Origin of the sequence: Hyalangium ruber (assembly GCF_034259325.1) — a bacterium.
GTDB lineage: Bacteria > Myxococcota > Myxococcia > Myxococcales > Myxococcaceae > Hyalangium_A > Hyalangium_A rubrum.
In genome coordinates this window covers 390,815-404,377 of the sequence record NZ_JAXIVS010000008.1, presented here as the reverse complement: position 1 = coordinate 404,377, position 13,563 = coordinate 390,815, and the positions used below count along the sequence as shown (strand labels likewise).

Genomic DNA, 13,563 nt, shown 5'->3' with positions numbered 1-13,563 from the left:
GTCCCATGCGCTTACCCCCCTCCCGCTTCGGCGACCTTCACGGCCACGGACCAGCGCCCGAGCTGCGCGCGTGCCCCCAGGAGGTTCCCCCCGGGCCTCCCTTAGAAGCCGAGCAGCCCACCCAGACGATCCTGCCCGACGTGGCTGCCTCCCCAAGCACCTCGCTCGGGAGGGCGGATGCACTGCTGGGTCAGCAGCTCGGCGACTACGTGGTGCGCCGGTACATCGGCAGCGGCGGCATGGGCATCGTCTACGAGGGCGAGCACGTCACCATCGGTCGCAAGGCGGCCATCAAGCTCATCCGCGACGAGGTGAACAAGGGCCCTCACGCTCGCGGCCTGCTGGCCGAGGCCCGAGCCGCCAGCGCCATCCAACACCGCGGCATCATCGACATCTTCGGTTTTGGCGAGCAGCCGGGCGTTGGTCAGTACCTCGTCATGGAGTACCTCGAGGGCCGCCCTCTCAGCGAGCTCATCGCCAAGCGCGCCCCCCTATCGCTCACCGAGACATTCGCCCTGCTGTGCGAGGTGCTCGATGCCCTCTCGGCCGCACATGCCATGGGGGTCACCCATCGGGACCTCAAGCCCAGCAACATCTTCGTCGCGCGGCAGTCCAACGGTGCCGAGACCCTCAAGGTGTTGGACTTCGGGCTGGCCAAGCGCAGCGCCACGCCCGAGGGCACCACGCCGCAAACGCGCTCGGATGTCATTGTTGGCACTCCCCAGTACATGGCTCCGGAGCAGGCACTCGGCGATGAGGTAGGCCCTCGGACCGATCTGTACGCGGTGGGAATCATCGCGTTCGAGCTGCTGACCGGTAGGCGGCCCTTCCTGGGTCGCTCGCACATGGAGGTCGTCGCCCATCACCTGAAGAGCCCGCCCCCCCTGCCCTCTTCGTTCGTAGCGCTGCCTGCCGAGGTCGACACCCTCGTCCTTCGATTGCTCGCCAAGGATCCCCACCAACGTCCAGCCTCTGCCTCCGCGGTCGCATGCGAACTCAGGGCCCTGCTCCAGCAGCAGGAGAGCTCCAGCCTCTCGGAGATGCGGCGCTCCCGCTCCAGCTCCGTGGTCATGCCTTTCTCGGATGCCGCGCCTGCTCAGGCTCCAACGGAGACCCTGCAGCCCGCCTCGGCCGTGCCAGAACCCGAGGCTGCGATGCTCCACCGGCCTCCCAGGCTCGGCCCCTGGTTGAAGTGGAGCGCAGCGCCAGTCAGCGTGCTGGCGGTGCTGTTGGGGGTACGCATGAGCATGGATCGCGCGTCCACACAGGCGACTCTGGAGGTTACCAGCCCAGCGACTGCCGCAGCCCAGCAGCCTCCGGTCCCCCCTGTTGCGAGCTCCCTTAACTCCGAGCTGACGATCCACGCGCCCAGCCAGGTTCTGCCCTCTCCTCCAACTCTTGAGCCCGTGCTCACGTCGGCCGTCAGCTCCAGAGGGCCCGAGCCCCTCCCAGCGAGGAGGAAGACACGCATGCCCAAGCAGCCTGCGCCCTTGTCCATCGTTTCCGCTCAGCCGCCCACCGCTCTCGCCGAGCCGCTCGTGGCGAGAGCCGCCACGGGCACCCTGCATGTCGTGGTGAAGGGCGCCTGGGCGGATGTCTGGGTGGATGGGAAGAAGCTTGGGCGTGTGCCTCCCTTGCATGACTACACCCTGACGGAGGGTGAGCATGAGCTCGAGCTCCGCCACCCGGCCTTCCCCCACTACCGGCGGACGGTCGTCATCCCTCCTGGTGAATCCCTGACGCATCAGGCGGAATTCAGCGCCAGCGGGCAAGGCTTCCCGCGATGACGCTCCACCCTGCCACGCTCCTGCTCTTGGGGCTCCTGCTCGTGCCCGGGCTCGCCTGGGCGCAAATGACGGGGATCCAGCTCTACGAGAACGGAGAGTACGAGGCGGCGATCCGGCTCCTCGAGCAGGAGCTGGCCGAAGCCTCGCGCTCCCCTGGAGATCCAGCGCTCTCGCGCGTCTACCTGGCCGCCTCGCTGCATGCCTTGGGGCAGGTCGAAGAAGCCCGTAAGCAGTTGGAAGTCCTCGCACGTACGCATCCCGAGCAGCAGGTGGACCCCGTGCGCTTTCCGCCAGAGCTGGTGGCACTTGCCGAGGTCATCCGCCAGCAAGTCGAAGCCGAGCGCACGTTCGCGGAGAGAGAGGCCGCGCTTCAGAGAGCGCGAGAAGAGGCGCTTCAGCGCATCCCTCCTCCCGCCCATCTCTATCTGAGACCGGAAGCACTTGGCCTCTTTGAAGCCGTGGGGCGCGTGTGGACCGTGGGCGCGGGCGCCTCCGTTCGGCGCGAGTCACTAGAAGGGAGTGTGCGGGTTTTGATTGGCAATCCGCCGACCTTCCATCTCCAAGGAGGCGTCCTACCAGGCCGTGGAGACTGGAGACCCTTCCTGGGACTGAGAGCCGTCATGGTGCCCGGGCTCGACAGCTATGGCGTGGGGCCAGTAGCTGGAGGACGCGTCGCGCTGCCCGCAGGCCTCACGGCGGTGTTGGACTTGGGGGCTGATTACTTCTTCACCCACCGCGCCGACCGTCATCGCTTCGCGGTAACGGTCCAAGCAGGCCTTGGCTTCGACTTGCGACTGAAGTGAACGGGTGCCTGTCCGCCCCTCCTGATGTCAGGACTTTGCCCGTCTGCGGCGCAGAAGCAGGAAGCCCACCGCCACCACGGGCAGCAGCACCACCCCCGTCACAACCGCCAGCGTTCGCTTGCGCCAGTGCTGCTTGCGCGCAGGTCGAGACTCCTGCCAGCCCGCGAGCCGCGCGAAGTCAGGCTCGGGGCATTGCTGACCGAACGCCCATGCCTCCTGCAGCAGCGCTCCCTTCTGGATGTACGTCTTCCACAGCCGGGCGGTCCGCTCCGGCTCACTGCGCGAGCTGAAGCGCGCGGCCTGGCACAGCAGCGCCGCGTACGCCTGGCTGCGCGGAGGCACCAGAGCCGCGGCCTCTTCCGCCAGATCCGCCGCCGTGGAGCGGTATTGGAAGCGAACAGGGTGCGCGGGCGCATGGGCGATGTACCGTTGAGCCTCTTCCTGCGTCGTGAGCGCTTTCGTCTCGTTCAACGCCTGCTGCGCGGCCTCAGGGCTCGCTGCGTCCCCGGGAATGGGCTTCACGTCCTCATCATCGAGATCATAATCCGCGCCCACCCATGCCCAGTCCGGAGCGACCTCGGTGGCCAGCAGCTCCAGGCCCGAGTGGCGCGCGAACAGAGCCGCCGCGTAGAGCGCCCGAGCCCGCTCGGTGGCATCCCCCCCCGGGGTCCTCCCTCGCTCCAGTGCCTCCACGTACGCGCGGGCCTGCGCCTCCATCGGCGTGCCTTGGAAGAACGGCAAGGCCTCCCTGCCCTTCCCGCCGCGCAACAGGCGGCGCCCGAGCAGCTCCCGCAGCTGGGTTCTGATGTCCGCCTCGCTCCACGGGTTCTCCGTCGGGCACGGCTTCACGGTGCTGTGGGAGGCCACGAAGCGCTGCAACTCCTCGAGCGTCAGGACACGCTCGGTCACGTAGGCAAGGTCCGGCCAGGAGCAGCTCGCCAGCAGGTGCTCGGCAGCCTCCATGAAGTGGCCCTGTGACAATGCGAGCACGCCTTGCTCGGCTTCCAGGCGCTGGCTCGGATACAACGTGTACGGCATGCCATTGAAGGAGTTGAGCCACCCTTCCGTGGGAGTGAACTGCGCGGCGGCCTCCGCCATAAGTCGGTCTGCCTCCGCCTGGTTGCCCTGGCGCAGCTTCAGCTTCGCCCGCACCCAGGTGTCCAGGGGCGACTGCTGCTTGCCGGCGAAGCGCTCGGCCAGATCGAAGCGACCCGCTCGCCACGCCGCCGCCGCCAGCCTGTCGGCTCCGGCCACCTCGGGCAACTCGGCCAGCGCGTCCAGCAGGCCCGGCATCGGTCGCTGCCGCTCATCGCTCTCGTCCCACCAGGTGTCCTGCTTGCGCGTCCACACATAGGTGGTGAGCAGGCGCTGCCCCAGCGGATCCTGCAGCGCCCGCTTCAGCCGCACCTCGTCTCGCGCCAGCGCCCGCGCCACCCTCAGCAACGAGAGCGCCCCGATCTGGCTCCCGTAGCTGGCCTGCTCCGCGTAGCGCCGCGCGGCCTCCACGTCCTTGCCCTCGCGCAGCAGCGCCCGCCCTTCCTCTCCCAGGCTCGCCACCGCCAGGCCCAGCGGATCGTCGCTGCCCTGGCGCACCAGCTCACGCACCTCGTTGAAGTACCGCTGCGCCTCCTCGAGCGACGGCGCCATCCGACCCAGCATGAATGCGGCGAAGGGGCCAAAGCGCCGCCGCTCCCCCGCGGGCAATGCGAGCACCTCGCGGAAGCGAGCCCGCGCCTGAGCCAGGTTCCCCGCGTTGAAAGCCCGCGCTCCGGCCTGATACAGCTCCGTCTCCCGCGTCCCTCCCCCCGTTCGTGCCTCTGGCGGTTCCTCGCCGAGCTCCATCAGCTGGAAGGCATCCCCAGGCTTGGGCACCAGCCGGGTCATCTCGTCGGCGAAGGTCCCCTCGGGTAATCCCCGCAGTGTGCCACCGCGGTCGTCCAGCAGGATGGGAGGAAAATCCGGACCACAGGCCCGCGCTCGCCGCACGGGCACGAGCACGGCCAGCAACCCAAAACAGAGCACCACGCTACGGCCCAGCAAGTGTCACCTCGGTTCCCCGCACGAAGCCAATCACCCGGCGCTCTCCCACGCGCAAGTGCGGGGGCGTGCGCGCCACGAGTGAATCCCCTTGTGCGGCGTATCCGCCCACCCCGTCCAGCACCTCGAGCCGGCCAGAGAGGGTGAGGTGCGCGGGTGCGTCCGCATCCACAGGGCCTGGGTTCTCCAGGACGATGTCCAGCGTGCCATTGCCCGCCTCGACCAGGCGCGGGACCAGCCCGGGTACCAGCGGCTCACCACGCACCACCGCCGCGAGCGTGGGCAGACTCCAGGACTCGGGATCGCCTCGGTGACCGAGCCGGAACCAGACGATTCCCACTACCTCTGGCACGGGACGCTCGCGCAGTCCCGCGAGCAGCTCCGCCACATGCCGCGGCTGGGCAGCCAGCTGTTGCCCCGTTCTCAGGCGAACGCGGTAGGTGGGCAGGGCGACGCGAAAAGGGCGGCCGGTGGCGCGGGCCCAGGTCTCGATGAAGCCCCGCGCCTCGTCGGGCGAGAAGAGCGAGGGAGCGCGCACCGCGTGTACCTGGAGGACGAGCTCTGTCGGCACCGAGGCCAGGCGGGTCACCGCGGGCGAGGAGGCCCAAGTGGGCAGTGCCGTCATGGACAGCGTGAGGTCATCTCCCAGGGCTCTCTTCTCGCGCTCCAGCCAGTGGGCATACGCCTCCAGGGATGCGGTGGCGCAGTCATGGTCCACCTCGACACCGCGCACGCGGACCCCTTGCGCACGCCAGGCTCGCGCCATCGCGGCGGTCTCAAGGAGCGAGAGCTCTTCGAGCGGCGCCGTGCCGTCCACTCGCATGACGGCCACCACCTCTCGGCCGCTGCGGGCGAGGGCCTCCGTGTCCACCCGTACCTCCACCGGCGTGCGCGCCGGCCCTGTCAGCTCCCGCGCCAGCACGCGCAGGGCTCCCAGTTCCACGGGAGCCTGGCTCAATGCCTGCGCGAGTTCCGGGCTCCAGGCCCGCTGCCAGACATAGGCTTCGTGGCGGAGCATTGGGGGCGGTGGCGGACTCGCGCGCGAGCAAGCGAGGCAGAGCACGAGCCCTGCCAAGGCACGCCAGACGCCGGGAATCGAGGCCATGCGGCAACTTCCCGACAAGCGCCTGTGAGTGTCAAGCGGGCCCACGGCCATGGACTGGCTGGAGCCCGTCACGACGAGGCGCGGCGAACGCTTACTCCAATTCCGTCCCAGAGCAGCTCGATGAAGCGCTCGACATAGCGCTCGCCGGCCGCGGAGGCAGTCGATTCGCCGCAGACGCGCGCGGTGAACGCCCAGCCATGCAGCGCGCCAAGGAGCGTCGAGGCCAGGGTTTCGACATCGCACTTGGAGAGGCGTCCCTGGCTCTGAGCACGCCGCAGCCACTCAACGAGCGCACGGAACGCCTGTACCGGTGCCGACTCGCCCTTGCGCCCGCCGTAGGCCTTTCCTGGCTCGATGCCAGCGGCCTGCAACACCCCGAGCCCTGCCTGCAGGTCCTGAAAGTAGGCGGACATCACCTTCGCGTGTTCAACGAGCTGCTCGCGGATCGGGCGCTCGTCAGGCCCAGCGTCGAGCGCAGCCACCCAGGGAACCTCCGCGGGCGGCCCAAGGGCGGCGATCATCAGCCCCTCCTTCGAGCCGAAGCGGTTGAACAACGTCGTGTGGCTCACACCGAGCTCACGTGCAATGTCGGCAGCTGATACGCCCGCGCCGCGCTTGAGGAAACAGCGCCGCGCAGCGACGACGATCTGCTCGTCCGTGACTTCCTTCGGTCTTCCCATGGCAATGCTCGCGGCCTTGACAGCCGACAGGGGGAGTTTTATTTCTTTCTGGAAAGAAACTAATCCGGGTACCGGACGCAGCGTACTTCATGGGTGGCGACACCGTCTTGCCGCGCTCGCACCCGCGAACACCATCTGAGCGAGGGAATGATGACTCAGCAGACAATCGTGTTGGTGGGCGGCACGGGCCACCTGGGAACGTTGATCGGTCATGCGGTGCTCGACAGACCGGACGTGCGGCTCAGGGTGCTCGTCCGTCCGGGAAGCCGTCAGAAGGTCGCTGACCTCGAAAAGCGAGGTGTCCAGGTAGTCGAAGGCGCGCTTGGCCCGGAGTTCCGTGCCGCGCTGGACTCGCTCTGCCAGGGCGCTTCGACCGTCATCTCCGCGGTTCAGGGTGGACCCGAGGTCATCATCGACGGCCAGATGCACCTCTTGCGCGCGGCGCGGGACGCCGGAGTCAACAGGTTCATCCCCTCCGACTACTCTCTCGACCTCTTCAAGGTGAAGCCGGGCCACATCCCCACCTCCGAGATGCGGCGCCAGTTCGCGTTGGCCGCGGACGCCGAGCGCGGCAAGGTCGAGGTCGTCCACGTGCTGAACGGCGGATTCCTCGATCGGGGCGTGTTGTTCGGCTTCATTCGAGTCATCGACGTCGAGAAGCAGACGGCCTACGTCTGGGGCGACGGAAAACAGCCGATGGACTGGACCACCTACGCGGACACGGCGCGGTACACCGCGGAGGTCGCCGTCGACGAACGGCCCGTTCCGCGCGTTTTCTCCGTCGCGGGTGACGTTCTCGACTTCGAAGGTCTCGTCCGCGCCTACGAGCTGGGCTCGGGGAAGAAGCTGCGTGTCGAACGGCTGGGCTCGCTCGAAGACCTGGATGCACGCATCGAGCACCTGAAGAAGGCAAACCCCGCTGATTTCCTCTCCTACCTGCCGCTCATGTACTACCGGTCCATTCTCAACGGCGAAGGCAAGCTCGATGAGCTCATGAACGACCGGTACCCGTCCATCAAGCCGACCACGGTGCGCGAGTACGTCGTGGGAGAAAGGCTCTAGCCGTCATGAAGCGAGACAAGAACCTCGTATGGCGCCGTGTCGACGCCGCGGGCCTCGACCTCAAGGGGTTGAAGGTCGCGGTTGTTGGCGGAACCGGCGGCCTTGGGCGTGCGATCAGTCACCTCCTGGCCTCGCGCGGTGCGAGCGTGACGGTCGTCGGGCAAACCTTCCGCGATTCCGGTGTGCCGGGCATCGAGTTCCTCCAGGAAGACCTCAGTCTGATGAGCGAAGCGCAGCGTGTCGCCGCAGCATTGCCCGCGGAGACACTGGACCTCGTCGTCCTCACCACCGGCATCTTCGCCGCGCCCACGCGCCAGGAGACCGCCGAGGGCCTCGAGCGTGACATGGCGGTCAGCTACCTGAGCAGGTTGGTGCTGGTGCGCGGCATGGCTCCACGTCTCGGGAAGCACCGGTCGGCAGCTCCCATGAAGCCGCGCGTGTTCATCATGGGGTATCCGGGCACTGGTCAGGCGGGCTCGCTCGGCGACCTCAACGCTGAGAAGTCCTACAGCGGCATGGCGGTACATATGAACACCGTCGCAGGCAACGAGATGCTCGTCATCGACTCAGCGAAGCGCTACGCGAACGCAAGCTTCTTCGGCCTGAACCCTGGCCTCATCAAGACCAACATCCGCAGCAACTTCCTCGGCGAAGGCTCGCTTCGCTTCCGTTTCATCGAGTGGATGATCGGACTCCTGGCACCGAGCGCCGAGACCTACGCTGAGACCGTGACACCGCTGCTCGTGTCGCCGGACCTCGAAGGACACAGCGGCGCCATGTTCGACAAGAAAGGTGATGCGATCCTGCCTTCAGCCAAGCTCACGGACGACCACGTCCGTGCATTCCTTGCGGACTCGGAGGCGTTGGTGGCGCGGGCAAACGTTCGCGTTTCTAATCACTGATTACGGGCCTGCCCCCGATGTAGCTGGCACTGGCTACAGCGACAGCAGGTGCCTGGCCAGCTCCTCGGGGTGGGTGATCAAGGGCATGTGGCCGCTCTCCAGGGTGAAGACGCGCTTCACGGGCAACTCCGTGTAGAGGCGCTTCTGCTGGGCAGGGCCGATGGCCAGATCCTTCGTCGTCTCGATGTAGAAGCGCGGCACACGGCCCCAGTTGGCCTCGGTGACAGTGACAGGCGTGCTCACCGGAGCCACGGGCTCGGGGGGAGGGAGCGCCGCGTTCAGCATCTGCGCGTCCTCGACGGAGCAGTCCTGGCAGAAGGCAGCCTCCAGCGCCCCGGGCTTGAGGGTGAGCGTCTTGCCATCCTCGGAAGGGACCAGGTAGGGCCCGAGACGAGCCTCCGTGTCCTGCTGGGACAGATCCATGAGGGACTTGCCGTTGGGCAGCAAGAAGGCCGCCAGGTACACCAGCTTGGACACCTTGTCGGGGCGCTGCTCCGCCACCTGGCTGATCACCGTACCGCCCATGCTGTGGCCTACGAGGATGACCGGCTCCTGCTGCGCGTCGATGGTCTGGAGCACGCGGTCGGTGTAACCCTGCAGGCTGGCCTGCTCCGCTGGCGTGGTGTCCTTGCCATGCGCGGGCAGGTCCAACGTCACCACCTTGTGGCCCTCCTTCTCCAGGAGCGGGGTGACCCTGCCCCACGCGGTGCTGTCGGAGAAGGCGCCGTGGACCAGCACATAGGTATGAGATCTGGCACAACCGGTGAGACCCGAGGCCAGAAGGGAGAACACGCAGACCAGACGCAGCAGCTTCTTCCAGGGAGTGGGCATGAGATGGGTGTCTTGGGTGAGGTGACAGGCTTGAACGGCGGGGAAAGATAATCACCCTCCATTGACGAGAGTCTCTCCTCTTCGCTAAGCGGGTTCTGTTTTCCCAAAGGGGCTCCCTCATGGCATCGCTTTTCTCGAAGGCACGACTCCTGGGCCTGTTCTTCCCTCTCGCCCTGGTGGCCTGCGGCGAGCCTGGGTCGTCCGTGCCCTCCCACCCGTCCATCAATCCCTCCACGGACGTGCCGTTTCCCACCCTGCCGCGCGCGACCGCGTTCAGCCTCAAGCGTGAGAACCAGGGGCCCTATCTGGAGCGCACGGTGGAGCGCTTCCGCGCCGTCTCCTCGCGCTCGGACGTGAGGTCCGTGCTCTGGAGCGCCAGCGGAGGGACGCTGGAGACGCAGGGCATGGAGGCCACCTGGACGCTGCCTCGGGCCGGCACCGCCACGCTCACCCTCACGGCGGAGACGGACGCGGGCCAGCAGCTCACCGAGACCTTCCAGTACCGCGTCTCCGCCGAGGCCTCGAGCCAGTCCGAAGGCGCCTGGGCCAGCGGCCTGCTCGCCCCCGTGGCCGTGGATACGTCCAACGACGAGACGGGAAGTACCTGTGACCTGGCCTTCGACTCCGCCGGGAACGGGCACCTCATCTACTTCAACGAGACCCACCCTTCGATCTGGTACGGCTTCTGGAACGGTTCCACGTGGACGACCCAACTGGTGGACGGCATGGGCTTCAACACGGGCGGTATCGTGATGGAACCCATGGCGTTGGCGGTGGACGCCACGGGCAGGCCGCACATCGTCTACATGATAGGCGGCAAGAGCGTGTGGTACGCCACGCTCTCGGGAACCACGTGGACCCGTGAGCGTGTCGATGCCGGTGCGTACCCGCTCTACCCCTACGGCTCTCCTGTCGCCATCGCCTTGGATCCGTCCCAGGGGAACCGCCCCACGATCGTCTATTCCGGGGATGGCAACAGCAATTGGCGGACCGTCGTGGCCTACCGGACGGGCGCAAATACCTGGAACGTCTCCCCGGTCCTGTTCCCGGTCCCCACCAGCGGCCATCAATTCCCCTCAGGGGAGATCGCCTTTGATCCCACGGGGAAGCTCTACATCCCCTACGGGATCAATGCGTTCGGAACCTGGAAGCCGGCTACGACCCCTGTTGGCTATGAGCTCCTCCCGTCCTTCGAGACAACCTACACGTCCATGGTGAGGACGGGGTCGGGACACCTACTGCTGCGCACGGGACGCAACCTGTTGGACATCACTCCCGGCACCACGCAGCCTGTGGCTTCCTTCTCCACCAGCAATATCGAGGCAACCGAGACCCAGGTGGGCGATCTGATCCTCGTGGGGGGCAAGCCCCAGGAACTCCACCTCCATGGGAACTCCCTGGAGATGGTCATCCCCAACGCCAACAACTACTGGACCTATACGAGCCTCGGGACCGCGAGCCCCAGCACGCGCATCTCCCTGGCGCAGCGCCCTACGACGAGCGTCGTCCACTACTGCTTCAAGTCCGGCTCGAAGGTGATGTTCCAGTAGAGCCAGACGTGGAGCCAACCTATGTCCTTACGCATCCTTCTGATGCTCGCGCTCGTGGCGCTGGCGGCCTGTGGGGGTGACAAGTCCCAGCCACCCCCGCCGCCTCCCCCCGAGAACGCCGCGCCCTCCGCCAGCATCCTGTCGCCCACGGACGGAGCCACGCTGCTGGGAGCCGGGCCGCACGAGCTGACAGGCTCGGCCACTGATCCGGAAGACGGCCCCCTGAGCGGCACCGCCCTGCGCTGGTCCTCGAGCCTCGACGGCCCGCTGGGCACTGGCAGTCCCCTGAGCGTCCGCCTCTCCGGGGGAGAGCACCGGCTCAGCCTGGATGTCACCGACTCCGGAGGCAAGCAGGCGCGTGCGCAGCTCTCCGTCACCGTCATCGTCGAGGACCAACCGCCGGTGGCCACCATCGAGTCGCCCACCGCGGGGGCCACCTTCGAGGAGGGCACGCCCATTCCGTTGAAAGGCAAGGCCGTGGATCCGGAGACCGGAGCGCTGTCAGGTGCGGCGCTCACCTGGAGCTCCGACAGCGGAGGCATCATCGGCACCGGGACGCAGCTGTCCTTCACCGGTGCGGCCCGAGGAGTCCACCGCTTGCTGTTGAGCGCCGTGGATCCGGGAGGACAGGCCGGCTACGCGAGCGTGACGGTGACCGTCGTCCCCCCAGGGACGAACCAGAAGCCGGTCGTCACCCTCACCCAGCCCACGGAGGGCTCGCGCTTCTTCACCACCCAGGCCATCACCTTGGAAGGGAGCGCCACGGATGCGGAGGATGGCACGCTGGCCGACAGCGCGCTGGCGTGGACCTCCAGCAAGGATGGCACCCTGGGCACGGGCCGACAGGTGACGGGGGTGGTGCTCTCGGCCGGCGTGCATGCCCTGACGCTCACGGCCACCGACTCGCTGGGCGCCACCGCGAGCGCCTCCGTGCTCGTCACGGTCACCGTGCAGGGACAGACGGCGCCCTCGGTCACCATCACCCGCCCCGTCAATGGCTTCACGCTCTTCGCGGGCACGCCCCTCACCCTGGAGGGCACGGCCACGGACGCGGAGGACGGCACCCTGTCGGGCGCGGCGCTGCGCTGGTCCTCCAGCCTCGCGGGCGCATTGGGGACGGGCAGCCCGCTCACCGTGCCGGGGTTGTCGGCCGGCTCCCATGAGATCTTCTTCACCGCCAGGGACTCGAGCGGCACCGAGGGCGCCGCGCGCATCCGCGTGGAGGTCCTCCCCACGAACGACCCGCCCACCGTGCAGATCACCTCTCCGGCCAACGGCTCACACTTCACCGTGGGCGCCGTGGTGGCCCTGCGAGGCACCGGCCAGGATCCCGAGGACGGCGTGCTCACCGGCAACAGCCTGACCTGGCAATCGAGCCTCGGAGGGCAGCTCGGCCACGGCCCCTCGCTGGACGTGAGCTCGCTGGAAGCGGGCACGCACCAGCTCACCCTGACGGCCGCGGACTCCGGAGGCCGGATGGCCAGCGCCAGCATCCAACTCATCATCGACCCGGCGCAGGTGAAGCTGCCTCCCGTAGCGCGGCTCACGGGGCCCGCCCAGGCGGAGGCGCGCCGCGTCGCCACCTTCGATGGGGCCACCTCCAGCGATCCGGATGGCACCGTCAACCGCTACCGCTTCGACTTCGGCGATGCGACGACGCCCATGGACGGCACGGCCCCCCAGGCCTCGCACACCTATGCCGCCCCTGGCACGTACACCGTGACCCTGGAGGTGACGGACAATGACGGGCTGACGGCAACGGCCACGCGCACCGTCACGGTGACACCCTACGTCCGAGTTCCCGAGGTGGTGGCCGAGGGCCCCGAGTTCTTCGGCTCGGCGTGCCAGTTGGAGATGCGTGGCGCGGTGGCGCACCTGGCCTTCCGTGGAGTGACGCATCCCTCGCTGTGGTACGGCACGCGCACGGGCACCACCTGGGCGATGGAACAGGTGGATGGCATGGGGTTCAACACGGGCGGCATGGTCCTGGAGTCCCTGGCGATGACCGTTGCCGCGGATGGGACGCCCCACCTGGTGTACCTGATGAGCGGCAAGGGGCTCTGGTACGCCACGCGCTCCGGGAACACGTGGATCCGCGAGCGCGTGGACTCCGCCGCGACGCCCGTTGAGCCGAGCACCTGGGTCTCCATTGCCCTGGATCCCTCCAACGGCAACCGGCCTACCGTCGTCTATGGCTGGTACGGCTCCGTGACCGACGTCGGGACGGTCTGGCGAACGGCCGTTGCCTACCGCACGGGTGCCGCTGCCTGGTCCTCCGCGCGGGTCTCCTTCCCCACCACCGCCACCAGTCACCAACAGCCCCTCGGGGATGCCGTCTTCAGCCCGAGCGGCACGCTCTACATCCCATACGGTGGCAACTTCCTGGGTGCCTGGAAGAGCACGGGCTCGGCGGAGGCGCTGACGCTGCCTGAATTCCTGGGCAGTGCGCGAGTCTCCACCGCCTGGACGTCCACGGGCCCGATGCTGCTCTTCGCCAGCGGACTGCACCGGGTGACGCTCCGCACCCCCTTCAGCGCCAGCACGGTGAGCACATCCCTCGTGGAGGCCTTCTCCCTCTCGGAGCTCGCCGTCGCCGCGGATGCGGGAGGTAACCCTCGCCTCGCCTTCACGCACGGAGGCGAGCTGGAGGTGGTTCGGCGTGGCACGAACGACTACTGGTCGCGCACGGATGATCTGAGCCAGGTGGACTCAGCGGAGATCGATGCCACCGTGGACGCGCAGGACGAGACGCGGGTGTGCTTCTTCCGCGCCGGGAAGCTGCTCCTGTACTGAGTGTTGGGCGCGG

Annotated in this window: 10 protein-coding genes; 6 read left to right on the top strand and 4 right to left on the bottom strand. The window is 67.9% G+C overall.

Annotated elements, in window-relative coordinates; translation table 11 throughout:
* Window positions 1-5: 5 nt before the first annotated feature.
* Together SYV04_RS24620 and SYV04_RS24615 are read left to right on the top strand one after the other, a co-directional pair.
* Window positions 6-1,787, top strand: coding sequence for a protein kinase domain-containing protein (locus SYV04_RS24620; RefSeq protein WP_321548319.1), 1,782 nt, complete (start codon window positions 6-8; stop codon window positions 1,785-1,787).
* Complete coding sequence (locus SYV04_RS24615) at window positions 1,784-2,590, top strand: tetratricopeptide repeat protein (RefSeq protein ID WP_321548318.1); 807 nt, start codon at window positions 1,784-1,786, stop codon at window positions 2,588-2,590. The genes SYV04_RS24620 and SYV04_RS24615 overlap by 4 nt, the downstream gene beginning before the upstream one ends.
* A gap of 27 nt (window positions 2,591-2,617) precedes the next feature.
* Here SYV04_RS24615 and SYV04_RS24610 read toward each other — a convergent pair whose 3' ends face one another.
* The 3 genes from SYV04_RS24610 to SYV04_RS24600 form a co-directional block, all read right to left on the bottom strand.
* On the bottom strand, window positions 2,618-4,630 hold the full coding sequence (locus SYV04_RS24610; protein WP_321548317.1) for a hypothetical protein: 2,013 nt from the start codon (window positions 4,628-4,630) through the stop codon (window positions 2,618-2,620).
* Window positions 4,617-5,570, bottom strand: coding sequence for a DUF3142 domain-containing protein (locus SYV04_RS24605; RefSeq protein WP_321548316.1), 954 nt, complete (start codon window positions 5,568-5,570; stop codon window positions 4,617-4,619). The genes SYV04_RS24610 and SYV04_RS24605 overlap by 14 nt, the downstream gene beginning before the upstream one ends.
* 230 nt (window positions 5,571-5,800) lie before the next feature.
* Window positions 5,801-6,412 (bottom strand): TetR/AcrR family transcriptional regulator, encoded by a 612-nt coding sequence (locus tag SYV04_RS24600; RefSeq protein WP_321548315.1) that lies wholly within the window; start codon window positions 6,410-6,412, stop codon window positions 5,801-5,803.
* A gap of 150 nt (window positions 6,413-6,562) precedes the next feature.
* Between SYV04_RS24600 and SYV04_RS24595 the strand changes: the two genes are divergently transcribed.
* Window positions 6,563-7,474 carry an NmrA family NAD(P)-binding protein gene (locus SYV04_RS24595; protein WP_321548314.1) on the top strand — a complete coding sequence of 304 codons (912 nt, stop codon included), beginning with the start codon at window positions 6,563-6,565 and terminating at the stop codon, window positions 7,472-7,474.
* A 5-nt stretch (window positions 7,475-7,479) separates the two neighbouring features.
* Window positions 7,480-8,376: a Rossmann-fold NAD(P)-binding domain-containing protein gene (locus SYV04_RS24590; RefSeq protein WP_321548313.1), complete on the top strand. Its 897-nt coding sequence runs from the start codon at window positions 7,480-7,482 to the stop codon at window positions 8,374-8,376.
* A gap of 33 nt (window positions 8,377-8,409) precedes the next feature.
* On the opposite strand, the gene SYV04_RS24585 is transcribed toward SYV04_RS24590, so the two are convergent.
* Window positions 8,410-9,207, bottom strand: a complete 798-nt coding sequence (locus SYV04_RS24585) for an alpha/beta fold hydrolase (RefSeq protein WP_321548312.1) — start codon at window positions 9,205-9,207, stop codon at window positions 8,410-8,412.
* A 119-nt stretch (window positions 9,208-9,326) separates the two neighbouring features.
* On the opposite strand from SYV04_RS24585, the gene SYV04_RS24580 reads away from it, so the two are divergent.
* Window positions 9,327-10,757 carry a hypothetical protein gene (locus SYV04_RS24580; protein ID WP_321548311.1) on the top strand — a complete coding sequence of 477 codons (1,431 nt, stop codon included), beginning with the start codon at window positions 9,327-9,329 and terminating at the stop codon, window positions 10,755-10,757.
* Window positions 10,758-10,778: 21 nt separating this feature from the next.
* Window positions 10,779-13,550, top strand: coding sequence for a PKD domain-containing protein (locus SYV04_RS24575; protein WP_321548310.1), 2,772 nt, complete (start codon window positions 10,779-10,781; stop codon window positions 13,548-13,550).
* Window positions 13,551-13,563: the final 13 nt, after the last annotated feature.

Excerpts from the sequence above, each read along its gene's own strand:
- SYV04_RS24620 (WP_321548319.1), top strand. The coding sequence starts at position 6 with ATGCGCTTACCCCCCTCCCGCTTCGGCGACCTTCACGGCCACGGACCA.
- SYV04_RS24615 (WP_321548318.1), top strand. The coding sequence starts at position 1,784 with ATGACGCTCCACCCTGCCACGCTCCTGCTCTTGGGGCTCCTGCTCGTG.
- SYV04_RS24600 (WP_321548315.1), bottom strand. The coding sequence starts at position 6,412 with ATGGGAAGACCGAAGGAAGTCACGGACGAGCAGATCGTCGTCGCTGCG.
- SYV04_RS24595 (WP_321548314.1), top strand. The coding sequence starts at position 6,563 with ATGACTCAGCAGACAATCGTGTTGGTGGGCGGCACGGGCCACCTGGGA.
- SYV04_RS24590 (WP_321548313.1), top strand. The coding sequence starts at position 7,480 with ATGAAGCGAGACAAGAACCTCGTATGGCGCCGTGTCGACGCCGCGGGC.
- SYV04_RS24585 (WP_321548312.1), bottom strand. The coding sequence starts at position 9,207 with ATGCCCACTCCCTGGAAGAAGCTGCTGCGTCTGGTCTGCGTGTTCTCC.
- SYV04_RS24580 (WP_321548311.1), top strand. The coding sequence starts at position 9,327 with ATGGCATCGCTTTTCTCGAAGGCACGACTCCTGGGCCTGTTCTTCCCT.
- SYV04_RS24575 (WP_321548310.1), top strand. The coding sequence starts at position 10,779 with ATGTCCTTACGCATCCTTCTGATGCTCGCGCTCGTGGCGCTGGCGGCC.